The sequence below is a fragment of the Gimesia sp. genome, from assembly GCF_040219335.1.
Taxonomy (GTDB): Bacteria; Planctomycetota; Planctomycetia; order Planctomycetales; family Planctomycetaceae; genus Gimesia.
In genome coordinates this window covers 132093-157323 of record NZ_JAVJSQ010000028.1, presented here as the reverse complement: position 1 = coordinate 157323, position 25231 = coordinate 132093, and the positions used below count along the sequence as shown (strand labels likewise).

The following is a 25231-nucleotide window of genomic DNA, read 5'->3' as shown; positions in this document are numbered from 1 at the left end:
AAGAAGATCCTTTCAAAATGTCACAACTGGGAATGGATTAATCGCTCTTCACACTAGACCAGCGGGGTCAGAAAGTCAAACGAACACGCACTTGTCGGAAAGAGGGGGTAAAAAAAGGGGATGGCAGACTCCAACCGGGTGAGAAAATTGATTATTATCGGGTCCACTTCCAAGCCGAATAACACAAGCTTACTTAGAAATTCGCTGCCCTGTGGGTGGCGTATCATCTCGAATACGAAGGTTCCATTATGTCAGAACAGAGTCCCCCGCTGGTGGGCGTGATCATGGGTAGTCAATCCGACTGGGATACGATGAGGGAAGGGGCCGCGCTGCTGGAGCAGTTCGGCGTGGCGCATGAGTGCCGCGTGGTCTCGGCTCATCGGACTCCTGACTGGATGAACGAATACGCCAAGACCGCGGAGGAACGGGGGATCGAAGTGATCATCGCGGGTGCCGGGGGTGCAGCGCATCTCCCGGGGATGGTTGCGGCGCAGACCGTACTGCCCGTACTGGGCGTGCCGGTGAAGAGCCGGGCCCTGCAGGGGCTGGATTCGCTGCTGTCGATTGTCCAGATGCCGGGAGGTGTGCCGGTAGGGACGCTGGCGATTGGAGAATCAGGGGCGAAGAACGCGGCGCTTTTGGCGATTCGGATCCTGGGTAACTCGCGGCCTGAGCTGCGGGAGAAGATGAAGGAATTCTGTCAGAATCAGACCGACAGCGTACTGGAAAATTCAGAACTATGAGTGAGCTGATTCCCCCCGGAGCGACCCTGGGCATGCTGGGCAGCGGCCAGCTGGGCCGGATGTTCGCCATCGAAGCCCGCCGACTGGGTTATAACGTGCACGTCTTTTCTCCCGAGCGCCTGACGCCGACCGGCCAGGTGGCCGATAAGGAAGTGGTCGCCGAGTATGACGATCTGAACGCGGTCGCGGAGTTCGCGAAGAACGTGGATGTGATCTCGTTTGAATTCGAGAACGTGCTGTCGGTGACGACCGATGCCGCTTCACAATATGCGCCGGTACGTCCGGGCGCGCATGTGCTGCATGTGGCCCAGAACCGAATCCGGGAAAAGTCGGACCTGCGGGACGCGGGGATTCCGGTGACGCCTTTCAAGGTGGTGAAGTCGGTGGAGGAACTGAAAGCGGCGATTGACGAACTGGGGTGCCCGGCGGTGCTGAAGTCGGCGACGTCCGGCTATGACGGCAAGGGGCAGGTGAAGATCGACGCGCGCGAGGAAGCAGAGTCGGCGTGGAAGGAAGTCGGTGCGGACGAGACGATCCTGGAAGCGTTCATCGATTACACGTGCGAGCTGTCGGTGGTGGGCGTGCGCGGACTGGACGGCGAGTTCGCCTGGTATGGCCCGATGAAGAACGATCACGCGAATCACATTCTGGATATCTCGGTGTTTCCGTCCGGGCAGAGTGAGAAGGTAAACACAGAAGCGGTTGAGATCACGCGGGCCGTATTTGAGCGGCTGGATGTGGTGGGCGTGCTGTGCGTCGAATTCTTTCTGACCGCAGACGAGCGGTTGATGATCAACGAGATTGCACCGCGGCCTCATAACTCGGGGCACCTGACGATTGACGGACACGTGTCGTGTCAGTTCGAGCAGCAGGTGCGGGCGATCTGCGGACTGCCGCTGGGTTCGACTCAATCACTGGGACCGGCGGCGATGGCGAATCTGCTGGGCGATCACTGGGAGCCGGGTCCGCCCGACTGGAGTGCGCTCAAGCAGTTCCCCGATGTGAAAGTGCATCTGTACGGCAAACGGGAATCGCGAATTGGTCGCAAGATGGGACACCTGACGGCACTGGGTAAGACGCCTGAGGCAGCCGTCGAACGGGTCAAGCAGGCACGGGCCGCAATCTTTCACGGTTGAAGTTGTGGGCGCGGAAATTATTTCCCGCGGACGTTGCCCCAGAGTTCGATGTGCATCCGGCGGGTGACCTGACAGCCGAGCTGTTTCGCGATCTCTTCGATCCAGGGCATGCGTTCGGCGAGCATCTCGGCGGTGGTGCCCTGGGGCATCAGGTACACATTTTCGCGGTTGATTTCGGGGTAGCGCTTTAGATAATCCTCGATCTCGCTGAGGTCTTCCCGATGATCGACGACGAACTTGATCTGGTAGGGATGGCGTTTGATCAGTTCGTGAATGACGGTAGGCTGATCGCGGCGGGCGTCGTGACGGTGTGCCCACTCGGGGTTGTCGACGGGCGTTGAGTTCGAGAGCTTGGGACTGATCGACATCAGGTCGGCGTGAACATCGCTGAGGATGGTGCCTGCGGTTTCGATGGTGATGATCTTGCCGTCCGCGTGGAGCCTTTGGGTGAGCGATTCGATTTCGTGGCTCAGCATCGGTTCGCCGCCGGTAACGACGACGTGTTCGCAGTCGTACTGCTTGATGTGTTCCAGGATCTGATCGACGGACATTTTTTCGCCCTCGGGATTCCAGGAGGTGTACGGGGTATCGCAGAACCAGCAGCGGAGATTGCAGCCACTGGTCCGAATGAAAATCGAGGGAACCCCGATCCAGTTCCCTTCGCCCTGGGGTGAGTGAAATATTTCCGAGATCAGCAAGAGAGACGCTTCCTAAATTGAACGTGGTTTGAGTATGACGTCTATCTTATCGGAAAGCGTGAGATCTTGCATTGAAATCTGCGGTCAAAGCGTGGTAACTTTAGCGAAAATTTCAGCTGAACACCGATTACAATGACACTTCAAGCAGACAGGATTCTTCCATGCGACACGATTCTCGCCAGACCGATCAACTCCGTCCCATCAAAGTCGAACGCCGGTATACGAAAGCGACCCCCGGCAGCATTCTGATCTCTGCGGGAGACACTGTCGTACTCTGTACAGCGAGCCTGGATAACAGTGTGCCACCGTGGAAGAAGAACGACGAGAACCCGAGCGGCTGGGTGACCGCGGAATACAACATGCTGCCGGGCAGTACGTCACCGCGCAAACAGCGGCGGGCGGACGGACGCTCGAGCGAGATTCAGCGACTGATCGGTCGGAGCCTGCGGGCCGTGGTCGACTTTGAAGCACTGGGGCCGCGAACGATTACCGTGGACTGCGATGTGCTGCAGGCGGACGGGGGAACGCGGACGCTGAGTATCACAGGCGGGTTCCTGGCGCTGCTGGATACGGTGCTGGCGATTCCGGAAACGTGCGAACTGGCCGAGGGGGAAGTCTTTGATCCCAAGAAGGTATTCACAAACAGCGTGGCCGCGGTGAGCGTGGGCGTGGTGGAGGGCGAGCCGGTACTCGACCTGGATTACGTGGAAGACAGCACCGCGGGCGTGGATATGAACGTGGTGATGACGGGTGGCGGCGACTTCGTGGAAGTTCAGGGAACGGCGGAAGGGCTCGTGTTCAATCGGGGAATGCTGGACGCACAGCTGGAACTGGCGACGCTGGGAATTAAACAGCTGACAGCGATTCAGCGGGAGTGCATTGGAGGGGACTGGCCTCTGTAGGGGGGACCGCGAAATGTTTTTTTTGCTACCACGAAAGGCACTAAAGACACGAAAAAAGGGAGTCCAGGATTTAAGCCGGAGAAGGAATCAGTGAATCGGATTCAGTACTTAATTTTTGTTTTCATGCTGATAGTAACGGCTGCGGGTTGCGGCGGAGAAGTACCACCACAGGTGGAAGCCGTGGATGAACCTTCGATGCTGGAATTGACCGATCACGATGAAATTGCAGCCTGGGAGGCGAGTCCTGAAAACTTCGATCATTCAAAAATCAAAGTTGTCGAGCTGCGATATTTTTACGGCACACTGGGAAATGACGAACCAAAACCACTTCGCACCGTCGCTATTGAGATTTGCGAAGCCCAAAAAAACGGTATCACTCCAGAACAACAGCAGGCGCTGGATGATTTCGTAACAAATGAAAAAGCCATTCACGCTGTGGTCCGCGAAGCCATTTATCAGGATTATCAAAAGTGGTATTCAGTCAACAAGGAAGCGTACCAACATGCGGCTGCGCTCTACGGTAGCCTGGAGAATATCGAAGAAGAGCTACCTCCCATCGTTGACGGAACAGAACTGGATGAGATCACTGATTTTTCTCAGATTCTCATTCACCCTGTCATTGATGGTCAAGTTCAGATTGGCATCGAACTGTTTGGTAAGTGGGATCCGTTAGAGGGTATTGGGCTTCGATTACAGAATGGGCAAATTGTGGACATCGGCAATGCTTATGAAGCGCTTCCCGCCCCAAAGCAGAAATAAGGTGAAAATATGAGACAGACTGGCCTTTGTGAAGGTAGCCGGGAATCGCTTTTTTTACTACCACGAAGAGCACGAAAGCATACGAACAGAAGTGGGAATGAGACATGAAAAAATCCCGACCGGAAATTCTTCGTGGAATTAAACGCTATCATCTGGAAGAATTCCAGGATAAGATACTGGACGGTTTGTTGCCAGCCATCGATCTGGTACCGGGTAAACCAGTGAAACGCAAGCTACCTGCCGGTCGTTCCAAGTTTGGTGGCGAGCCTGACCTGCATGATCCTGAAGACTGGCCCTACGAACCTGCGGGACGACCGTTACACTTCCTGGCTCAAATTCGCTTAAGTGACCTGCCGGCAAAACATATTCCCCGTTCGATCCTGCCGGCAAAAGGCTGGCTCTGGTTCTGGTATGACAGCCTGGGAATGTGGGAAGAACATTATTCGCTGCGGACTGACTGGATGACGCACGGTTTTCAAGTGACCTTTTCGCCTTCTGAGAGAAAACCGGTGCAACGCTGTTCCTTTCCAGATTTTTTAGAGCGGAAAATTCCGAAAGCAATCACCCGGAAAGGATACTTCAGGCCAGCTGCGGAAATTTATCGGCCTGACCCTGAAGCATCGCTCCGTTTCAAGCCTATGTATTCCTTAAATAGCCGGGCTCTGGATACACTCTATGAAGCAGCAGATGACTGTGAAACAGAAGAGCTTGAGAATCTGATTACCGGGTTTATCTATCCTTTTTTTAAAACCAATCACCAGTTGCTTGGAGATTATGACGACCGTTTTGATGGAGACTGTCGTGAAAGTTGCCATCTGGCCATGAAAGCAAAAGCCAAAGGAGAGAGCGTGCTTCATTTCCGTCAAGATCCTGAAAAACCAGTCACCAACAGACAAAAAAAAGACTGGCGGTTACTACTGGATTTAGGGAGTGATAATCAATTCAACTGGTGCTGGAGCGATTTTGGTAGTTTATTATTCTGGATCCGAGAGCAGGATCTAGCTAAGCAGGATTTCTCTAAAGTGCATGGTATGATCTGCTCCGGCTGATCCCGCACCGAAGAAACCTGACCTATTATCTTTCTACCACGAAAAGTACGAAAGACACGAAAAAGTTGATCTCCGGGGTTCTCTCCCGCGTTGTGAATGTTGAAAGCAGTGCAGACAACACTATTCTTACGTACCCTGCCCTTGTTTCTGGAGTGGAGAAATGCCGATGCTGTTGACGCTGGGGAAACGACTCGCACAGGGCTATGGACTGTTGCTGGCGATGGCTGCTGGCGGGCTGGTTTTTGCGAATCTGTTTGGACTGGGGGCCTTTCTGATTCAGGAAATCGGTTCTGACAATCAGCGTGCTGCGTCTCTGGAACTGTATCGCTGGTGGATGCATTGCGGCTGGTGGGTAGGCGTGGGACTCGCGCTGACAGGAGCAGTCACCCGAAAGCGGGCGACACAAACAAAGACCGCCGGTGAACAGACGACCGCAGATGCTGATGCTGAGTCCGCAGATCTGGCGACGCCGGAATCGGGGAAATGGAAGACGGTTGGCAAACGGAGCGGTGTGCTTTCTTCGATCGCGTTCTTTGGTTGCGCCGGTGGATTCGCGGGGCTGATGCTGGGAGGCTCGCTGCTGCTGCTCTGGTTCTCGCTCGCTTACAGTCCGTTTGCCCCCGCGGGCTGGGCCGGTTCCGTCAAAGTGGAACAGAGAGCGAATGGGCATCTGATTGAAAATGAAAGGGTGATGACGACGACTCACCCGGTGGCCCTGTATGCGTTTGGCGTGCCGATCGGACTGGGAGCGACTGCGGGTGCGATCATCGGTGGTGTGGGAGCAGCGCTGGGTAAGGTTGAAGATGTGGAATGAAGCGGGAGAATATCGCTCGACTACCTTTTGTGAGGCAGGTCATTTCAATACTAATGGGAAAGTTCTGGCAGAGGCGAAGAAAAACGAGGTTTAACCAGTATCTCTTTTCCCTCATTTTTCTTTGCTCTCAGTTCTAATGCGATTCGCCAGATGTGTTGCTCGTTTTCTGTAACATTCGTGCCATCGAGATACAGTCCCTGCAATTGACTGAGCCCATTCAGATTAGAAAGGGCAGCATCTGTTACGCTGGTATTATTCAGATTGAGAATGGTTAGGTTTTTCAAGCCCTTTAAATGTACCAGCCCCTTGCCGGTAATCGCAGTTTTTGCGAGAGAGAGATTACGTAAATTTTTGAGTTCCGACAGATGGATGAGACCTACATCAGAAATTTCCGTTTCGCTGAGAATGAGACGCTCCAGATTCGTCAATCCTTTTAAATGAACCAGCCCTTTATCTGTAATCAGGTTGTCATGCAGATTCAAGATCCGGAGATTCCTCATATTTTTCAGATAAGCCAGTTCAGCGTCTTCTATGTTCGTATCGCAAAGCGTTAACTGATCCAATTGAGTAAGATCTGACAGGTAGACGAGTGCATCACCCGAGAAGCGGCTGAAAGAAAGATCCAGATGAGTCAGGCTGGGAAAAACATCAATCCCTCGCAGTGTATCACTAGATGTTGAATTATATATAAATTTGAATCGAACCTCTTTGAGTTCTTGAGAGTGAAGCCAGTCTGGAAGCTCATTAGATCCTTTGACAGACACTGGAATCAGTGGTTTTCGTTGAAAGGTCAGTTCTGCATGAGTTGTATACTTTAGCCGTAGAACAAACTCATCTCTGACTTTCCTTTGAAACGAACTTTTGATCCCATGAAACAACAACAGAAGAAAGATGAGAATGCATCCCCATCGCACATAATGTAAGGGAGTGATTCTTTCAGGCTTTATTTGAAAATACTTGCCCATGATGATCGCCAGATCAAATGTTATCGGGGCAACTGGCTGACACTCCCACGACTAGAACTGTTCTTAAAGGGATGTGATGTGTCAGACTCTGACTTCTTTAAATACATTTTACAATAAAAGACACCAGGTGCACTATTTAATTACTAACCAGTCGTTGCCAGCGGGCTTTGAGGGAGGAGATCTGGAAGGCGTGGCCGGCTTCGTGTTCGATGAGGTGGAAGACGGCCCATTCGGGAGTGGTTTCGTAAGGCTGGTCATTGATGGGAGGTCGGAGCCGGTGCCATTCGTCGGGGGTCATCGGTTGAAATCGGGAAAGTGTGATTTCGCGTGTGGTCGTGAGCCGGTGCAGGTGTTCTTGCAGAGTGACGCCGGAAACGTGACTGACTTTGCCGGCGTCGTCCGCCATCGGAAAGGGAAAAAGATCGTTGACCTCAGGTGGAAACTCCTGCTGCAGGAGGTCGAGATAGAGCCAGGACATTTCGACGAGGGCGATGTGATACAACAGGGAGCCGACGGAATTCTCAGCACCATCAGAGCCACGCCAGTCGAGCAGGCGTTGATCGATGTCGGCGACCACGCGGCGTGTCTGCTGGCGGACTTCAGCGAGAGCCCAGAGCCAGCGACCGATTTCGGGGGTTGCAGCGAGGAGCGGGTTGATTTTCAGTTCGGTGGTCATGGTGGGCCTCTCTGGTCTGGGGGGAGTTTGTTTGATTCTACCACGAAAGGCGCGAAAGACACGAACAGAATTGATCTCGTAATACTGAACCTGATTTCTTTCGCCGGTGTCGTCTTTTCTGATTGAGAACAGGAACAGACAAGATGACACTCCAATATCGAGTCAGATCTCAACATGAAGAACAAATCTGGGATCGTAGAATCTACCTGACGGAAAGGTTATTGCTGGACGCGATTGATTTCTGGGTGTGTTCTACGGAAGATTTCCCCTCTGAAACAGTCATCGCTGTCACGCTGAATATTTTCTCAGAACGCTGTAATCCAGATGAGGTGAATGAGCATAAATTTCTGACTCGCCTGCAATCTTCAGTCGATCAACCATTAAGAGAATACTTGCTCACATGGCCCAAAAGAACCGAGGAGGATGGCCTCGCATTGATCGAAGACCTCCTGGATCTTATCGCTTCTGCAGTCGCTGTGTGGGAACAACAGAGTGTTCAAAGTCTGTCAGCCCAGTTAGTCGCCAGTCAAATCGCGAGGCTGATCGTCAAGTACCAGTATGTCGTGTTTCATCATCATGAAAGTACCTTGAGAGACAAAGGTGGTTTTGGTCGATTTGGACACGTGAGCTGATGAGCAATGAATTATGCTGGATACATCAAATCGAATCACATGTAATTTGACCGGGAGAACACAATGCGGGCGTATGTGCAACAGGCACAAAAGGGGGATCCGAATTATCTGAACCTGGAGCGAATCGCGTATACGTTTTGGGAACGGGGTTACGAAGTCACCCGGTTTGATGCGCCCTCATTATTTGATGGCGCCCTGGATCGAGGGCTGCTGTCTTTTCCCGATGAAACCATCGTTGCGGGTGGCGTGGGAACGGTGCGTTCTGCAATCAAGCGGGCCCAGCGTCCGTTACCGGACCTGCAGGATCTGCCTGACTGTCTGAAAGAGTGGATCGGTCGCGACTTCTGGATTTCGACACTGGAAGAAGTGCGCCAACCATTCGAGAAGGAAGAGGAAACCCGGGCACTGCACGTGAAACCGCTGTGGGAACATAAACGATTTACGGGAAAGGTTTTCAAGGAGTTCAAAGATCTGATCCCCTCCGCAGCGGTCGACGGTGAAACAGAAGTCCTGGTGCAGGAAGTCGTGGAATTCATTTCGGAATGGCGCGCGTACATTTTTCGCGGTGCAATCAAAACGGTTGCTAATTACCAGGGTGATCCGCTGGCTTTCCCCGACAGAACGCGGATGCAGTCTGCGCTGGATGCGTTCGAGAGCTGCCCCATCGCCTGTAGCATGGACTGGGGAATCACTTCGACCGGTGAAACGTTGCTGGTGGAAGTGAATGACTGTTATGCGCTGGGTAACTATGGAGCCGACATGTATCTCTATACGGCGATGATTGAAGCCCGCTGGCGAGAAATCATGGGGCTGGAAGATAACGGAATCGGAATCAATCTCTGAACCGGAATCGACTATCGTGAGAGATACGGTTCCGTTTTTTTACTACCACGAAAGTCACGAAAAACACGAAAAGAAAGTGCGTTGAATCTTAGTCGGTGTCCTCGTACGTCCCTGCAACCGGTCTGCCCCAGAAAGGGACTTTGGAGTGATAGCCCGGGCACCAGAAAAAATACTGGCGGCCGGGCCCCGGACAGATATCACAATGTCGCATATCGACTTCCAGACTGACGATGCCCGGACAGGGGGCACAGGGATAACCGATCAGATACCAGTTGCTCTCCAGATCTGCGGGACGGCGATCCGTATAAATGCGGGCGCTGGCAGGCAGCCCTTTGCTGTTGAACTTCACATAAGCCTGTTGCACCTCAGTCGTGCCCCAGAACCAGGTCAGGACCCAGTAAGCGATCAGCAGCAGAAACGGGATCGTAGAGAGCTGCATCAGCCGCCGGCTGTAAGACCGTTCTGTTTTGTTTTCGGAATTCATGAATGCGGTATCCCCTGTACCGTGCCTGCAGTTTTGATTGTAACCGGTTCTGTGATGTTCGCGAGCGGTTATCTGTAATCCTTCACCACGAAAAGCAGAAAAGACTCGAAACAGGCACCTTGATTTCCTCGCGTATTCCTTAGAACATGAAGTGAGAATCTTTGAATTTCTGCCATTCATCTCTCGAGGGGAGTTTCAAATATGAAAGCCGTTGGTTTGACCCGTTATCTGCCGATTGAGGATCCCGCATCATTAATGGATGTCGAACTGGATCAACCGAAGCCGGGTGGGCGGGACCTGCTGGTTGCGGTGAAAGCGATTGCCGTCAACCCGGTGGATACCAAAGTCCGGGCTCCCCAAGAGGGGGAGGAACCTGCTCCCAAAGTGCTCGGCTGGGATGCAGCGGGAGTCGTCGAAGCGGTCGGACCGGAGGTGGAACTGTTCCAGCCGGGTGATGAAGTGTTTTATGCAGGTGACATTACCCGCCCCGGATGCAATGCCGAGTACCAGTTGATCGACGAGCGGATTGTGGGAACGAAGCCGAAATCACTCGACTTTTCTCAGGCAGCCGCTATTCCCCTCACAGCCATCACCGCGTATGAATCGTTCTTCGATCGGATGGGCATTGACGTGGAAGGGGGGAATGCGGGTGAGACGATTCTGATTACAGGCGGTGCCGGCGGCGTCGGTTCGATCGGCATCCAACTCGCGAAGCTGGCGGGACTGACAGTGATCACCACCGCATCCCGGCCGGAGTCGATTGAGTGGGTCAAGCAACTCGGGGCCGACCATGTCATCAATCATTTCGAGCCGCTGCGTCCGCAGGTGGAAGCACTGGGTTTAACACAGATCGATCACATCGCGCTGTTCAACAATACCGACCAGCACTGGGATCAGGCCGTCGATCTGCTGCGTCCCGAGGGCAAGATTGTACTACTGGTGGATAATAAGCAGCCGCTGGATCAGTCGCTGATGAAACGCAAGTCAGCAACGATGGTCTGGGAGTTCATGTATACGCGTTCGATGTTCGCGACGCCGGATATGATCGAGCAGCATCACCTGTTGAATCGGGTCTCGGAATGGCTGGATGCGGGGAAACTGCAATGTACGGTAAACGAGGTCCGCTCTCCAATCAATGCAGAGAACCTGCGCTGGGCGCATCAAACCCTGGAAGCGGGGCACACGATTGGGAAGATTGTTCTGAGTGGCTGGGAGTGAACCACGAACGTTATAGCAAGTACGTTTTTGCTACCACGAAAGGCACGAAAAACACGAAATATTTGGACAAAGACCGATCGATCTACAGTAAAAAACGTTAACAATTAAATTGTAATATCGAGAAATCAATTATGTTTAATACCAATAATCAAACTGACCCCGAGTGGCTTACAAACATCAACCCGCTGGATAAGGGAGTCGGTGTGTTTGCAATAGCTGATGTGGAAAGTTCCGAATTTGGCGCAGCCAAAATTATTAAAGTTCCAGAGATCACTTATCCAGATTGTGTTAAACGAGGTATTTTCACACTGGGCTTCAAATGGATTCCAGATACTCTGTCTGATCAGATTCGTAATCACGAATGTGCAGAAGAATTTGGGATCGATACTCAGCCGACACCGGGCGAGTGTCTCATTGTCATGGGACAATGCGTGAAAGCATAATTGGGGAAGCCCCTTTCTAAAATACCGCAAAAGGCAAGCATTTTTGACTACTTTAAGTCGTCGATGATCTCCTGTTCGCCGGGTCGGAGTTCGCCTGGTGGAGTGCGGTACCAGCCGACGAGATAAGCGGAGAGGGCGAAACAGGCAACAGCGATCACGATAATGACAATCGCAGGCGCGAGAATGATCTGTCGGGCGACGAGCGGCGGGACGACGACGATCAGCAGGATCTCCAGAGGTGAGATGCCAACAAAAGCGAGGCCGTAGTCCTGCAGGGTTTTGGATTTGAGTTGCGGGTCGACAATCCGCAGTAGCAGCACACCGATGCCGACGACACCGGTCATCCAGCCGTAGGCGAAGATGCTGCGTTCAAACCAGAAGTTGTGAAACAGGTGTCGACCCAGAAACCAGAGCATGCCGATCGCGTAGAGAAAACCGAGCAGCGACATGACAATCAGCGGGGCCATGTATTCAACAACGACGCTGATTTTGATCGAGGCGACCGCGAAGGCAATCAGGTAATCGGAGACCGAAGAACCAATGCGGGCCATCACCTGACGATCGACATATTTGCCGATGTGACAGAGTTCGAGTACCAGTTGTAATACCGCACTGACCAGCAGCGCCACTGCGAACAGGGGCAGAATGATTTTGGATTCGAGTACGTGCCGAAACAGGTAATCGATGCCGTGTGCACCACCGAACGCGGTCATCACGATCGCGAAGTGCCAGGTAAGTGGATCGAGGGACATGGCACTGACAGTGCTGGTGCCCATTGAGGTCTGTTCTTCCGGAGTGAGGAAACCGGAGCGGGTACTCTCGGGCAGTTCCTGTGCGGAAGAGACCAGATGCGTCCAGCCCCGTCGGGTAGCGATGTTGATCAGAGTCAGACCGCCGAAGATTCCGATCAGCAGACCAATCGTGGCAAACGTGAAGCCCAGGCTTTGTGCGTCATTGAAGCCACCTGCCTGCAGGGATTCGCTGACCGCGGCTGCAGTGCCGTGTCCCCCCGCGAAGCCGGCGGGCATCATCAGGGCAAAGCCGGGATTGAGATCAGGAAACATCAAAGGCAGGGCATACAGACCGAACAGGAGGGCGACGCCGAACTGTCCGATGTAGGCAGCGAAGTTATAGAACCAGGTATCGCCGACATCGCGGAGCATGGTTCGCAGCGTGGGACGGTGGGGTTGATGCCCGAGAAAGAGGGTCGCAAACAGAATCGCGATCAGTTCGTAGGGATAACGCTCCATCGCAATCTTGCCATCCCCGGTGAGACTGAAGGGGAGCCAGCCCAGCAGTTGCGGGCCGCCGATCAATCCGAGGAAGCCCGCCAGGATGGGTGCGGGGATCAACAGATTCTGCAGGAGACGCAGTCGGGAACGTAAAAGATGCGCGATGACCAGCAGAACCGAGATGAGAGCGAAGTCGGCAAACATCGTGTGGTGTGGGTTTCCAGTTTATTGATCAGGATAAATTATTCAAACAACTCCGGTCGGGCGAAGCGTTGCATGAGCATGCCGCCGGTGAGGTTGTGGACGTTCTCGAAACCCGACTGCTGCAGGATCCGGGCGGCGATATAAGCCCGCATCCCGGAATGGCAGACGGTGATGATCGGCCGCGATACATCGAGTTCATCCAGGCGACCGCGGAGTTCGTCGACGGGGATGTGCGTAATCTCGGGGAAGCGGAACGCGTCGACTTCCTGTTGGGAACGGACGTCGAGAATCTGATATCCAGAGAGGTCGGCATCGACTTCGATGATGCGGGTCAGTTCATCCAGGTCGTTGCAGGCAACGAACCCCGCCATGTGTACCGGGTCCTTGGCTGAACCGAAGGGCGGAGCATAACAGAGGTCGACGCCGGCCAGATCGCGGACGGTGCCTTTAAACTTCATCGCGGTGGCGATCACGTCGATACGTTTATCGACACCTTCACGACCGACAGACTGGGCGCCCAGGATCCGCCCTGTTTCGGGATCATAGGTCAGCTTGAGAAACAGCTGCTGAGCGCCGGGGAAATAGCCGGCGTGATGTTTGCCGACAACGATGATGGAACGATTTTTACGTTGAGTGAGTTCCGCGAACTTTTTACTGAGTCCCGTCAACGCTGCGGTGATGCCAAAGACACGAACAATGGCCGTTCCCATGGGGGCGATCATCGGGTCGGCCGAGGTGCTGGCAGCATGTTGACCGGCGATACGTCCGGCGCGATTCGCGGGACCGGCGAGCGGAATGCGCTGGGGTGTTCCCAGAACGCCGTGCTGATATTCGACAGCGTCGCCGACCGCGTAAACGTCCGGATGCGATGTCTGCATGAAGTCATTCACGGCAATGCCGCCCCGCGCGCCGATGTCAATGCCTGCGGCCTGGGCCAGTTCAATCGCCGGGGAAACGCCAATCCCCAGAATCACCAGGTCTGCAGCGATCTGTGTTCCGTTACCGAGTTCGACTCCGGTGGCTGTGTTGTTTTCAGTCTGGATCGTCACGACGGCTGTTCCCAGATGCACCTTGATGTCGTGATCGATCAATTCGTTCTGAACGAGGCGGGCCATTTCCGGATCGAGTGGAGGCAGGACCTGGGGCTGCAGTTCGACCAGATCTGTCTCCAGTTTCAGATGGTGCAGCTGCTCCACCATCTCCAGTCCGATGAAGCCGGCCCCCACGACGACCGCTTTCTGGCAGCCATGCTCCGCGATAAAGGCCTTGATGGCATCTGCGTCATTCAGATTACGGAGTGTGAACACGTTTTCGGATTCGATGCCCGGCAAGGGGGGCGTGATCGGAGCCGCACCGGTAGAGAGAATCAGCCGATCCCAGGTCTCTTCGCTCACCTCACCCGATTCCCGATTGAGAACCGTGACGGTTTTGTTTTCGACGTTGATGGATTGCACCAGATGCCGGGTACGGACATCGATGTTAAAGCGATTTCGAAACAACTCGGGGGTCGCGACGAGCAGCTTGCTGCGTTCGGTGATTTCCTCGCCGATAAAATAGGGCAGACCGCAGTTGGCGAAAGAGACGTATTCGTCCTTCTCAAACAGAATAATTTCCGCGTGTTCATCGCAGCGACGTGCCCGGGCTGCTGCACTCGCGCCCCCCGCGACTCCTCCGACGACGATGATTCTGTTTCCCTGCGACTCTGCCATTGCATCCCTTTCCGATCATTCACTGTGTGTCATTAGATCACTGCAGAGGCATTATAGACGCCGCGGACGAATCCCTCTACTGACAGGTCATCACGATCGCGATGAAGCCACCCACAAGCCAGAACGCACAGAGTCCCACACAGAAAATGATCGAGCCAATGATCCAGCGAATTGAACAGGCGCAGGCCAGAAACAGGGCCGGCAGGGCGGTACAGATCCCCAGTGCGTAAATGGGAAACTGAAAGACGAAGAAGCCGAGGATATCGGGAAAGTCCTGGCAGCCGTCAGTCGAGAAAGCCAGCATGAGCAGGATCATCAATCCGCTGCCGGCCGCTGTGATGTAAGATGCGGTGAGCAGACAGAAGGCAAGCAGCAGTCGCTTAAGCAGGCTCCAGCTGCGGAGGCGTTCATCGAATGTTTTCGGTCGTGCTGGCTCCGGTGGGGTAGAATTCGGTTCGTCGTCCACGTCGATCCTCGTTGGGGTGGGAGGTCAGGCTTCCGGTTCGGCGATGAAACTCATGTGCAGTTCGGCGTGTCGACGATGCAGCAGATCCCACTCTTCACGGGTCAGTTCCTCGAGCACGGGGCTGGGGTGACGCTGCGATTCGTTCTGCAGACGATGAATTGCCTGCAACAGATGATCGAGCCCCGCCTGGTCTGCGACTGGATCTGGAAGGAGGACTCTGCCGGCATCCCCTTTCAATTTGAAACCGGCGGGCATGCCTTTCTTGAAAATCAGTGGTTTGAAGATCCACTTCGAAATCTTGCGTAACGGCCAGGCAGCGGTGAAGTCGAATCCATCCAGAGAGCCATCCATCAATCGTGCCAGATGATCATAGATCTGGCCCTGCGACCAGTTTCCCGTGGTGGGGGTACCAGCAGCATGGAGACGTTGTGCGTCGTCAGCAATTTCCTGTAATGACGCGTAAGATACGGTTCTGCGGGCTTTGGTCGGCGCAGACATGACGGGTTCTCCAAAAGCGATTTGAGTCAGCAGCGCTATTGTGAGGCGCTGAACGAAAAATCACAAGCGTCTCCCATGGAAATTCAGGTCTGTCGGGTCCAGCAATCTCCCAGACGGGGCAGCTGCGAGACATCGGGCAGATAGAAGTAAGCCTGCACTCCCGTGGAAATCAGCGGCGACTCAAGCTCAATGCTTTCTCGGGCATAGAGTTGTTCGGCAACCCCTTCGACTTCATCAAGGACTTCCAGCCCCCGTGCATCCACGCGCCACAGTTCGCCCTGAATGCGGATGCCTGTGGTGTTATCTTTCACCAGTGCGGGGTACGCGCCACAATCATAGAGTGCGTAACGGGGCGCGGTGCATGCTTCTTCCAGAAACTGTTGATCAGACAGAAACGGAGCCCGACAGAACCCCCGCTTGAGAGTGCCGTAGACAAAGATCAGAGTCTGTGATTCATCATTCATGCCAGTGCCTTCCCCGGATGGAGCGGGATCTCGTTCAACCGGTGCCGACAGATCCGCTTGCTCGACCGGTAGCATTGTTGGCAGGTGGGCGTCTACTGTAAAGTGGCGGCGCACATTCATTTCCTGAATTGGAAGATTTGCAGGAGGCGAGTCGCTTCGCTTCGTCCTCGATTTCACTTAAAATTGGTGTCTATCAACAGTTCGGTCACCTGCGTTCCCGGCTGCTATTCCGCATTTCGTCGAAAGTCCACCATGGATTGGTTCACCTTTCTGATATTACTGCTGACTGCTTCGCTGACGGCGCTGGCTGTCTGGTGGGCCATTCAGAAATGGTTTCGCGACGAGTCTGAATCAATCGTCGAAGACTCCGTGTCGAACGCCGGCCCTTATGTAGCACCACAGCACGCGCTGTACTGGAACTTTACGACCGTGTTGATTGCCGTCTGTATTCTGCTGCTGGCACTGGGAATCAGTGTGCAGACAACCTCACTGCGGAACCCGATCACCTGGACTCTGGGAGCGGCCCTGCTCCTGACCTGGGGTATGGCACTCTGGTCGGGCATGTTGTCCGCACCGAAAAAGTCGCAGACCGCACCAGTGTCCTCTGCTCCTGAATTGACGATCTATGCGGAACATGAATCAGCTTCCGCCGATGATTCGAATCTGACGGAGGCCACCTGATGCTGTGGCAGATTCCCCTGTTCCTGATTAGCACGCTCGTGTTTCTGTTGATCTCAATGCTGCTGGCAGAGACGGCCTGGTCTCCCCTGAACGCCTCTGTCAAAACGCGACTGCAACTCGCACTGAAGCGGGTTGCCCGTTCCCAGGCAGAGATCACTCAACGGAGCGAACGCTGTCTGTTGCTGTTCTCACTGACCTGCGGTTTGCTGACCATTGCTTTTCTCCCCGGTTATATCACCAACATGTGGTCCATACGGAGTGAACCGGTCGAAGCGACCGGGCTCGTGACGTGCCGCTATGCACCGATGATGTATCTGGGATTGTTCGTACTGCTACAAGCAGCGGGGCATATCAGTCTGGCGGTAACCGAGCGACAGAGGCACCCGCTGTCGGGATTGCTACTCAACGGCTATTTCTGGCTGCCGCTGCTGCTGTCTTTCGCCTCGGTGGCCGCCTATCTCCCCGTGCATGCGGAACAGGCTACGAGCGGTGCGACCTCCACTGTCTGGCTGCTGCTGATACAACCGGTGGGAATGCTGGCACTGTTCCTGTCGCTGACCGGCCCTGTGATTCTCGTCAATGCCCAGGCACCCAAACCTGTCCGGCCGGTACAGCACTGGATTCGCGAATTGCATCTCTTCAACACCGTCTTCGTGATGTCTATCATCATCCTCAGCCTGACCTGCTTCGCTCCGCACGAGGAGATGAGCGTGCTGCAGATTGTCATGCGATTTGGTTTGTTTCCCGCCCTGCCCCTGGTGCTGGTGGGAGTCCATTATCGACTGATCCGTTTTCTGAACCGACGTCCCGGCTATGATCCGGAAGCGCTCTGGAAGTTGTTGCTCTGGCTGTCGCTGGTTGCGATTTCCGCTTCGTTTCTGGCGTTTCATGTGCTGGGTATGTCAGACCATTACATGCATCTGCTGCTCAACTTCAGCCTGCTGGCGATCTGGTGGGGCTTTGTTCTCCCCCGGTTCCCATTCCCTGCTTCCACGAACACACATACGGAAGTGCAGCCTGCAGGGGAGGTTCAATCATGATCGACGAACTGTTATTCTACCTGCCCGGCACCGCGGATAACCTGCTGTTTTTAACATTGGCGGTCCTGATTCTACTGATGCTGACCGGCGTGTATGGTTACCTGAATTTAACGACGCATCAGGCACCAGAGACAGCGCACCGCTGGGGCTGGCCGTTGCTGTCGATCGGGGCACTGCTGATCCTGCTCTACTGGTTCGGCTCTCCCTTCTCTTTCAAGACCGAGGGCAAGGCGGAGTCGCTGCTGGCGTTATTCAGTCCGATTCCCGTGGGTACGCTGGTTATCGTCAGTGGTGCCGCCGCGGTACTCGTTTCGCGAATGAGATGGGCCCTGGCAGCTGCGTCGGTTTCTCTGCTCTCCAGTGGATTATTATTTCTTCAGGCTCACATGCCTCCGCTGATGATTCTCAGCTGGCTGACTCTGGGAGGCCTGATCCTGTTGCTCTGTTATCACAACTGCACTGACGAGGAATCACCCGAATCAGCCTCGGCAGAGCAGGACGAAGAGGGCGCGTTCCGCGAACCGCTGCTTGCCTGCCTGGCGTGTGGATTTCTGTTATGTGTCTGTCTGTGGGTGGTCCAGCGGGACTGGGGGCCGGGAGCCGAAGTGACCCCCGTACCGAAATCAGAATGGACCGGGCTCTCCTTACCGGAACTGCTGCCCCGGTTATTCAGTCAACACTGGCCGACGTTGCTGCTTCTGCTCTGCTTCGTGCTGCTGGTTTTTGTGGGCATGACCTGGCTGGTCTTTTCCCCGCGGGCGTCACGCGTTTCACAGACAGAGGAACCGGGAGGGAACGCATGATACTGTTGCAGGCCACCGCCGTCCTTCACCAGAGTCTGATGATCGGGATCATCCTGATCGCTGTCGGCTACCTGGGAATGCTGCTGCAGCGGCATCGCCTGGCGACTGTCTTTTCGTTGCTGATCTGGCTGCAGGGAGCGGGCCTCATGCTGGCGGCGTTTGCAGAGTATCAGGGTTCGCGGGCACAGACCGTGTTTTTTCTGTTCGTCCTGTTCCTGGTGATGCTGCCAGCCGCTGCGCTGGCGGTACTCAGCCTGCGCCGTCAATCACCTGATGCTGATACCGATGCCACTGCGGAAACGAAGTCCCCCGTGGAAAGGGGGGCCGGGTCTGGTGGATAGAACAATCACCCTGTTACTGCAACTCGGACTGGTCGTGCCCTTCGTCACGGTGGTGATGTCGGCCCTGGTTGCCTGTCGCATTCTCAAAGGGAATCCGCGCTGGCCCGCACTGCTGGGAGTCTCAGTCACGACACTGGTCGCGTTGGCCTCGACTGGTTACTTCAGTCCCCTGTTGGGAGAACAGTCTTATTCGTTCCCCCTGGTTCGCTGGCTGACGCTTCCCGACGAAACGTCTCTGCCTCTGCAGATCGGTGTACTCTACGATTCACTGAGCCTGACATTCTATACGCTGGTCTCGGCAGGCATGCTCTGCGTACTGTTGTTGAGTCCGCCCAATTCAGCTGAGTCTGCAGATACTGTTGCGCCACGCTACGGGGGTTTGCTGTTACTGATGGGCTTCTGCGCCACGACTGGCATCATCCTGGCAACAAACTTTCTACAACTCTTTTTCTGCTGGTGCCTGCTCTCGATGAGTCTGAACCTGCTGCATGAAGTGCACCTGCGGACGACGCTCGCTCCGGAAACGGCACGCCGACACTGGTGGGGCTGGAATGCGCTGGGGGATGGCATGCTGCTGTTGGGACTGTTTCTCGTTCAGACCAATTTCACCAGTCTGGATTTTCTTACGATGCTGCAGCCGGTGGCGCTGACCCAGGTTGCAGAAACCAATCGCACTGCCCTGCCCGGCATCAGCGTGCTGCTCTTCTTTGCCGCCCTGCCTCGCCTGAGCCTGTTTCCTGCTTCGGCCCTGCTGGTGAGTCGGGAAGAGAACTGGTCGGCACGTTCGCTGGCCGGGATCAATCTGCTGGCGATGTCCGCGGGACTGTTCCTGTTGCTCCGCTGCGCGCCTCTGATTCAGGCTGTCCCTGCAACCCGTACGCTGATGGTACAACTGGGAACGCTGTCTGCTCTGCTGACTCTGTTTTCCGCTTTGAGCCTGCCTCGCGATGCGCACCCGGATCGCAGTCTGAGCTGGTTGACGGCAACGCTCGCGGGACTGGCGGTCGCGTCTGTGGGACTGGGTCAGGTGGGAACGCTGTCCAGCACACTGGCACTGGTGGTTCTGGAACTCCTGGTCCTGGTGATCCTGATTTTACTGGCAGCCTGGCGAGAACAGAATGGGATCCCGAGGGCAGCGCTGTCGTCTGTTAAGCTCTGCCTGATGCTTTTGATTCTGCTGGCGGTCTGTGGACTGGTGGGTCTGCTGCCGGCGCTGATCCTGTCCCGCGCCGCGACCGACGATTTACGCGTCAGTTTCTTTATATGGCTCACCGTACCTGTAGCAGCAGGATATGTCGCAGGCCTGATGCGATTTTATTTCTCGCTGGCGGATTCACACTCATCATCGAAGACTGGTGCATCCTTCCCGGTGCTCGCCCTGTGGAGTGCGACACTGGGGGTGAGTCTGCTGGCAAGTCTGTTACTGATTCCCTTCCCTTTTGTGCCGTCTCTCTGGCCGGGACCTCTGCTGGAAATGCTGCCTCCGCTGTTCGAACATGACTGGCTGCTGTGCAGCCTGTTCGGTCTGGCTCTGCTGGTGGCGATGATCCTCATCTGGATGACCGCGGGACGTTCCCGTTCTAACGCGACTACGGAACCGCCGGCTCTGCTGCAGTTGGGACGTTCGCATTATTACCTGATGTCGCTGCTGGACCGTGCATTGATTCAGCCACTGGAGTTGCTGGCCCGAACGGTGTCCCTGATTGAGGAGTGGATCGTTTCCCGTCTGAGTCGGTTCTCGCTGGAGCGACTGCCGCGGGCCTGGGGCGATCTGCTGCTGCACATGCAGAACGGCCAGGTCACCTTTCCGACATTGATACTGGTGATGACCCTGTCTGTGTTAATTCTGGTGTTGATGGTGTTACAGATTTAGCGAGATGCGTTTCCCCGGTTACGATTTTGCCTGGATTGATTTGATTTATTTGATTGAGCCCCGTTCATGGACCTGTTTCTGAATTCCCTGATTTCGTTTTCGCCTGTACTGCTGGTGGTGATGCCAGTCGCCGGAGCCTGCTTTGGCCTGGGCAGCGTGAAACTGGGTCTGGAATTCCATCGCTGGACCGCGTTCTCGAATACGCTCGTCTCCTGCCTGATTCTGGCGCTGGTTCTCTTCGCCCCCGAACTGCAGGGAACCGGAGCGACCCGCATCATTTCAATAACGCTCAAGCTACCGGTGCTGAGTACGGCCGGTCCCGACGCCGCCACACCCCGGAATTTTCAGTGGGGCCTCGATGCGCTGTCCGCCTGGTTTCTGCTGTTGATCACCTGCCTCTGGCCGCTGTTAGTCTTCTTTTCCAATCGACTGACGAGGGTCTCGCATCGGCATTACTTTCTGTTACTGATTCTGCAGTCACTGCTGGCAGGACTGTTGATCTCGCATGATGTGATCAGTTTTGTGACGTTCCTGTTTCTGTCGACGGTCTGCACCATCGGTCTGCTCCAGGTCTGGAACGGTTCGCGGGCCCGCTCGGTGCTGGAAAGCACCTTGTATCTGCAACTGCTGGGGGACACTTTGATTCTGGCGGGACTACTGCTGGCGGCGACATCGTTTTCCTGGATGCAGGGTGTGCTGCTCGAGGCGCCGCAGGCACTCACCTTTCAGTTTGACGCCTTGTTCAGAGAGAGCAGGAGCGACGTCCGGCTTTACCCTTTAGCTGAGGCTTACTGGAGCACCAGTGCCCCGTGGATCCTGTTGCTGTTACTGGCCGGTTTTGCCTGCAAAGGTTTTCTGTTCCCCGCTTATTACGGCATGACTCAGTGGCTGAAACAGCAGACGACACAAACCGCTTCCCCCTCTGTGATGACGGGCTGGTCGCTGATTCTATTATTGATCCTTACCAAGCTGAGCGTCTACGGCATGCTGCGTTGCCTGTTACCGCTGCAGCAGAGTGTGAGTGAGAGCCTGTATTCCCTGCTGGCATTGTGGGGAATCGTCGGATTCCTGATCACGGCGTTACTGGCATATGCCCGTCGAGAACTGCTGCAGACAGTCGTCTGGCTCCTGGTGGGACAGGCGGCCTTAACGCTGACGATTCTCTCTGCCTCCCAGGAAGTCGTTGCTTACTTCGCTGTGTTGAATGTGGTGCAGGGGCTGGCTGCGGGAGTGTTGCTGCTGGTGATGCCCTGCCTGTCACTGACACAGGGGCATCCCTCAGAACGAGTGATGTACTGGCTGGGCTGGCTGTCGCTGTTGACGCTGATCGGAGCTCCGGGCCTGGGTGGTTTCACCGCTTGCTTTGCGTTCCTATGGAGCCTGACCAGTCAGCAGATGCTGCTGGCCCTGGGCTATCTGCTGGGAACATTGCTGTTCAACCTGGCGCTGATTCGCGGAGGCTGGCAGTTGTTGACCGTTTCGCATTCCGCTCCCGACAATGCCGACAAAGAAACAGCGCCCGCAGAGAAACGGGCGCTGGTCTGGCTGGCTCTGGCTCCAGCCGTGTTATTGATTGTCAGCCTGGGGATCACGCCCGCCTATCTGCTGGAGCGGACGCTGTTCCCACTGGTCAGCTATGAGGCCGCCCCGTCTACCGAGGCGGCCGTTGAAGAGTGATCAGTTATCGGCGGCTTCGTAAAGTACGCCTTCCGGATGACCGGCTTCGGGCAGGAACTCAAAATGCGAACCGGAGGCAAGCGTGAAGACATGCATTTGCCCATCGACTTTGCGTCGATAGGTGAGTGGCATCGCCGCATCGAAGGCATGCGACTCGCCGGGCTTGAGCTTGTACGGTCCGCCCCAGTCACTGTAGGGACTTTTCAGTTCGTATTCGATGTCCTGTTTCGTACCGTTGGTGATCTTCAATTCGGGTACAGAGAAGGTCGCCAGCAGTTGGGGTGCGGACCACTGGATCTGCTGGATGCGATAACGGCCGAAGCCGAGTTCGATGTCGGGGATCTCTGCAACCGAAGCGGGGCCCTGTTTCGTCCAGCCATCCCAGGCCGCCTGGACCAGGGAACGCAGTTTTTCCTGATCGATGTTCTTCTCCTGCGGTTTGTAATCCGGAGCGAAACGGGCGAGACCACCAATGCGTGAATCACCTTCCCAGTCCAGGCGAATGGCCCGTTTTGAGAAGCTCTGGTCGACGATCTCGGGATCGACGTCCTGACTCAGTGAAAGTGAGAACTCGGCGTACGGCGTCCACTGTTTCTCGGAGGCCGATTTTTTGATCGCCATCGAAATCGCCGCCCGGGGAACGACGAAGCGAAAAGGATCATCGCTGGCGGACTTGGGTTTGTTGCTGTCTTCTACCTGAATCGGTCGCGTGAGTACCAGCTCAGACCAGATCTGCAGTCCGTCGCCGTACTGTTTCAGATCGGGGAAGACCTGCTGCAGAGTTTTGGGATCTGCCAGTGGATCGAACGAGTGACCGGGAATATCCAGAACGGGAATTCGCGCGACATCCTCTTTGACGAGCATCTCGGTCAGCGGTTTGAGAATCCCGGGTGCGACGCCGACCTGCAGATCGGTGACCTTGGGAATTTCATCCACGGGGGTTCCGAAGGCGTTGACCTGTTGAACGGTGGCCGGTGGATTGGTCGGATCAAGGGCTGCGACGGTCAGACCGAAATTGAGTGAGACCCCCTGCTTATCGGTGACGACTTCGCGGGGCCAGAGTTTAATCCGTGGCTGATAGACGGGGAGTGGCCAGACGGCATCAACGACCTGGCTGGCTTCGCTGAAGCTGAGCTGCTTTTCGAGCTCTTCCACCAGACCGGGGACGATCGCTTTGACTTCATCTTCAATACGGCCCTTGCTCCCGTAAATACCGTCAATCAGTCCACTGGAGACCTTTTCAGAAGTCATACCGATCCCGCGGGTCGAAACGCCCGCCGGCCCGGAGACGTACCAGTTGTCCTGGGGAATGGTGAACCGCGTGCGGATCAGTTTGAGCTTGAGCTGGTCTCCCTGGATAAAGGGCCGCACATCGAAGCTGAGCCAGACCGGCCGTTGATGACCGATGCTGACCGAGATCGGACCGGCGACCGCGGAATGTCGATTGCCGGTAACGTAGGTGTTGCTGATATAGAGGTTCACATCCTTGATACCCAGCTGAATGTTCAAGGTGCCGGCAGCATAGGCTTCCACGGCGGCGCGTTCCAGTGCTCCCTTATAGGAGATCCCGGAGAACTGCACACTGAAGCTGCGTCCCTGGGCGGTGGTCCAGTCCTGAATGTCGGCGATGCGTCCTTCGAGCATATCCGCGGGAACCATGCTGGGAACCGCATCAGCGAGGGACTGCAGAAAACGATTACCCAGTCGCACTGAGACAGCGTCGTTGATCATCAGTGCCGGTACGAAGGGAGTTTCACTATCGACCGCCGCCGGTTGTTTACGATCCGGCTTGACCAGTAAGGGTGCAGCGGGATCAATCTGTTGAGTCGGATTCTGCATCCAGTCGAACAGGGGCTGAGAGTAGGCAACTTTCCAGACATCGTGTCCGGCATCGGGAACGAGGGTGAAGCGCGGTTCGCCGCCTGCTTTCTTGACTGCGTCGATCATACGCTGAGATTCTTCCGGCAGGACTACCCGATCTTTGGCACCGTGAAACGCCCAGAGAGGAACGTCTTTGAGTTGCGCCGCCGATTCAGTTTTACCACCGCCGGAGAGAGGTACTACGGCCGACCAGCGATTGGGAAACGCGGCCGCCATGCTCCATGCGCCGTAGCCTCCCATAGACCAGCCGGTCAGGATCTGTTGATTCGAATTGGTTGAGTATTTCTGCAGCACCTGGTTGAGGATCTGCAGGGCCCGTTTGCCGTCGGAGGAGTCGGCCAGCCAGCCTTCGAGCAGACGTTCTTTCATATTCTCTGCCTGCGGGAAGACGGCGATGAAAGGAAATGTTTTTTCCTGCTGTTTGATAACCGGTCCCAAGCCGACCTGGGTCTGTTTGAGTCCGTCGTTACCCCGTTCGCCGGCACCGTGGAGAAAGAGGATGACCGGATATTTCTTCGCAGGGTTATAATCGAGGGGGACGAAGACAACGTAGCGATGTTCGCCTGCGTCATCTTTATAGACGGCATTCACAAAACCGGTTTTCACCGGAGCCGTTTGTGTGGACTCGGGTGTTTTGTTTTTAGTTTGAGCCTGTAAAGCGGGGCCTGCCGTCAGGAGGCTGACGCAGCAGATCAGAAAAGCGGTGCGGAACGCAAACAGGAAGCGAGTTCGGAGAGTTTGCATCGGTCAATCCATTTCCAGATTCCGGAGAATCAATGGGACATATCATTCCTTGATTGAAGCGAAATCAGCGCCAGTCGTTTATGACGGCGACTGCTGACTACTACGTTGATTCTTGTGAGCGCAGGGTGGACTGTCAACAGAACGCCTGTCCGAGAGCCTTGTGAACGTATTTTCGGAGAGGCGACACCTGGTTTCATTTTGACAAAAAACAGATCAAAGCCAGTGGATTCCACGGTGCTCAGCCCGTTATTCAAAC

General features: G+C 55.2%; 26 protein-coding genes. 16 read left to right on the top strand and 10 right to left on the bottom strand.

The window, feature by feature from the left end; translation table 11 throughout:
• Window positions 1-248 precede the first annotated feature (248 nt).
• Both purE and RID21_RS21670 read left to right on the top strand, forming a co-directional pair.
• Window positions 249-743, top strand: coding sequence for a 5-(carboxyamino)imidazole ribonucleotide mutase (purE, locus tag RID21_RS21675; RefSeq protein ID WP_145180856.1), 495 nt, complete (start codon window positions 249-251; stop codon window positions 741-743).
• Window positions 740-1879, top strand: a complete 1140-nt coding sequence (locus tag RID21_RS21670) for a 5-(carboxyamino)imidazole ribonucleotide synthase (protein WP_350192517.1) — start codon at window positions 740-742, stop codon at window positions 1877-1879. The genes purE and RID21_RS21670 overlap by 4 nt, the downstream gene beginning before the upstream one ends.
• A gap of 17 nt (window positions 1880-1896) precedes the next feature.
• Here the strand turns inward: RID21_RS21670 and RID21_RS21665 are convergent, their stop codons facing one another.
• The gene (locus RID21_RS21665) at window positions 1897-2577 is read right to left on the bottom strand and encodes a 7-carboxy-7-deazaguanine synthase QueE (RefSeq protein ID WP_350192515.1); all 681 of its coding nucleotides are present in this window, start codon (window positions 2575-2577) and stop codon (window positions 1897-1899) included.
• A gap of 161 nt (window positions 2578-2738) precedes the next feature.
• Between RID21_RS21665 and rph the strand changes: the two genes are divergently transcribed.
• The 4 genes from rph to RID21_RS21645 all read left to right on the top strand — a co-directional run bounded on the left by rph (window position 2739) and on the right by RID21_RS21645 (window position 6101).
• Window positions 2739-3479, top strand: a complete 741-nt coding sequence (rph, locus tag RID21_RS21660; RefSeq protein WP_350192513.1) for a ribonuclease PH — start codon at window positions 2739-2741, stop codon at window positions 3477-3479.
• A 90-nt stretch (window positions 3480-3569) separates the two neighbouring features.
• Window positions 3570-4238 (top strand): DUF6985 domain-containing protein, encoded by a 669-nt coding sequence (locus tag RID21_RS21655; RefSeq protein ID WP_350192511.1) that lies wholly within the window; start codon window positions 3570-3572, stop codon window positions 4236-4238.
• 104 nt (window positions 4239-4342) lie between these two features.
• Window positions 4343-5287, top strand: coding sequence for a DUF1963 domain-containing protein (locus RID21_RS21650; protein WP_350192509.1), 945 nt, complete (start codon window positions 4343-4345; stop codon window positions 5285-5287).
• Window positions 5288-5447: 160 nt separating this feature from the next.
• Window positions 5448-6101 (top strand): hypothetical protein, encoded by a 654-nt coding sequence (locus RID21_RS21645; protein WP_350192507.1) that lies wholly within the window; start codon window positions 5448-5450, stop codon window positions 6099-6101.
• 50 nt (window positions 6102-6151) lie between these two features.
• Here RID21_RS21645 and RID21_RS21640 read toward each other — a convergent pair whose 3' ends face one another.
• The gene (locus tag RID21_RS21640) at window positions 6152-7066 is read right to left on the bottom strand and encodes a leucine-rich repeat domain-containing protein (RefSeq protein ID WP_350192505.1); all 915 of its coding nucleotides are present in this window, start codon (window positions 7064-7066) and stop codon (window positions 6152-6154) included.
• 136 nt (window positions 7067-7202) lie between these two features.
• Complete coding sequence (locus RID21_RS21635) at window positions 7203-7742, bottom strand: DinB family protein (RefSeq protein WP_350192503.1); 540 nt, start codon at window positions 7740-7742, stop codon at window positions 7203-7205.
• 143 nt (window positions 7743-7885) lie between these two features.
• Between RID21_RS21635 and RID21_RS21630 the strand changes: the two genes are divergently transcribed.
• Window positions 7886-8374 carry a hypothetical protein gene (locus RID21_RS21630; RefSeq protein WP_350192501.1) on the top strand — a complete coding sequence of 163 codons (489 nt, stop codon included), beginning with the start codon at window positions 7886-7888 and terminating at the stop codon, window positions 8372-8374.
• Between the two features lie 63 nt (window positions 8375-8437).
• On the top strand, window positions 8438-9217 hold the full coding sequence (locus RID21_RS21625) for an ATP-grasp domain-containing protein (protein WP_350192499.1): 780 nt from the start codon (window positions 8438-8440) through the stop codon (window positions 9215-9217).
• A gap of 88 nt (window positions 9218-9305) precedes the next feature.
• On the opposite strand, the gene RID21_RS21620 is transcribed toward RID21_RS21625, so the two are convergent.
• Window positions 9306-9701, bottom strand: coding sequence for a hypothetical protein (locus tag RID21_RS21620; protein ID WP_350192497.1), 396 nt, complete (start codon window positions 9699-9701; stop codon window positions 9306-9308).
• A 201-nt stretch (window positions 9702-9902) separates the two neighbouring features.
• On the opposite strand from RID21_RS21620, the gene RID21_RS21615 reads away from it, so the two are divergent.
• The gene (locus tag RID21_RS21615) at window positions 9903-10919 is read left to right on the top strand and encodes a zinc-binding alcohol dehydrogenase family protein (protein WP_350192495.1); all 1017 of its coding nucleotides are present in this window, start codon (window positions 9903-9905) and stop codon (window positions 10917-10919) included.
• 131 nt (window positions 10920-11050) lie between these two features.
• The gene (locus RID21_RS21610; protein WP_350192493.1) at window positions 11051-11362 is read left to right on the top strand and encodes a hypothetical protein; all 312 of its coding nucleotides are present in this window, start codon (window positions 11051-11053) and stop codon (window positions 11360-11362) included.
• A 47-nt stretch (window positions 11363-11409) separates the two neighbouring features.
• On the opposite strand, the gene RID21_RS21605 is transcribed toward RID21_RS21610, so the two are convergent.
• The 5 genes from RID21_RS21605 to RID21_RS21585 all read right to left on the bottom strand — a co-directional run bounded on the left by RID21_RS21605 (window position 11410) and on the right by RID21_RS21585 (window position 16049).
• Window positions 11410-12798, bottom strand: a complete 1389-nt coding sequence (locus RID21_RS21605) for a sodium/glutamate symporter (protein ID WP_350192490.1) — start codon at window positions 12796-12798, stop codon at window positions 11410-11412.
• Window positions 12799-12836: 38 nt separating this feature from the next.
• Window positions 12837-14507, bottom strand: a complete 1671-nt coding sequence (locus RID21_RS21600; protein WP_350192488.1) for an FAD-dependent oxidoreductase — start codon at window positions 14505-14507, stop codon at window positions 12837-12839.
• A 76-nt stretch (window positions 14508-14583) separates the two neighbouring features.
• Window positions 14584-14973, bottom strand: a complete 390-nt coding sequence (locus RID21_RS21595; protein ID WP_350192486.1) for a hypothetical protein — start codon at window positions 14971-14973, stop codon at window positions 14584-14586.
• Window positions 14974-14997: 24 nt separating this feature from the next.
• Complete coding sequence (locus RID21_RS21590; RefSeq protein ID WP_350192484.1) at window positions 14998-15471, bottom strand: DUF1569 domain-containing protein; 474 nt, start codon at window positions 15469-15471, stop codon at window positions 14998-15000.
• A gap of 83 nt (window positions 15472-15554) precedes the next feature.
• Window positions 15555-16049: a gamma-glutamylcyclotransferase family protein gene (locus tag RID21_RS21585; RefSeq protein WP_350192482.1), complete on the bottom strand. Its 495-nt coding sequence runs from the start codon at window positions 16047-16049 to the stop codon at window positions 15555-15557.
• A 138-nt stretch (window positions 16050-16187) separates the two neighbouring features.
• On the opposite strand from RID21_RS21585, the gene RID21_RS21580 reads away from it, so the two are divergent.
• From RID21_RS21580 to RID21_RS21555, 6 genes are all read left to right on the top strand, one after another.
• Entirely contained in the window at window positions 16188-16616 is a 429-nt protein-coding gene (locus tag RID21_RS21580) for a hypothetical protein (protein WP_350192480.1), read from the top strand.
• Window positions 16616-17656 carry a hypothetical protein gene (locus tag RID21_RS21575; protein ID WP_350192478.1) on the top strand — a complete coding sequence of 347 codons (1041 nt, stop codon included), beginning with the start codon at window positions 16616-16618 and terminating at the stop codon, window positions 17654-17656. The genes RID21_RS21580 and RID21_RS21575 overlap by 1 nt, the downstream gene beginning before the upstream one ends.
• Entirely contained in the window at window positions 17653-18459 is an 807-nt protein-coding gene (locus RID21_RS21570) for a hypothetical protein (RefSeq protein WP_350192476.1), read from the top strand. The genes RID21_RS21575 and RID21_RS21570 overlap by 4 nt, the downstream gene beginning before the upstream one ends.
• A complete protein-coding gene (locus RID21_RS21565; RefSeq protein ID WP_350192474.1) occupies window positions 18456-18800 on the top strand; it encodes an NADH-quinone oxidoreductase subunit K in 345 nt (114 codons plus the stop codon). The genes RID21_RS21570 and RID21_RS21565 overlap by 4 nt, the downstream gene beginning before the upstream one ends.
• Window positions 18793-20673 carry a hypothetical protein gene (locus RID21_RS21560; RefSeq protein WP_350192472.1) on the top strand — a complete coding sequence of 627 codons (1881 nt, stop codon included), beginning with the start codon at window positions 18793-18795 and terminating at the stop codon, window positions 20671-20673. Before RID21_RS21565 ends, RID21_RS21560 begins: the two co-directional genes overlap by 8 nt.
• A gap of 66 nt (window positions 20674-20739) precedes the next feature.
• On the top strand, window positions 20740-22350 hold the full coding sequence (locus tag RID21_RS21555; protein WP_350192470.1) for a hypothetical protein: 1611 nt from the start codon (window positions 20740-20742) through the stop codon (window positions 22348-22350).
• Here RID21_RS21555 and RID21_RS21550 read toward each other — a convergent pair whose 3' ends face one another.
• Window positions 22351-24975, bottom strand: a complete 2625-nt coding sequence (locus RID21_RS21550; RefSeq protein WP_350192468.1) for a carboxylesterase family protein — start codon at window positions 24973-24975, stop codon at window positions 22351-22353.
• Window positions 24976-25231 lie beyond the last annotated feature (256 nt).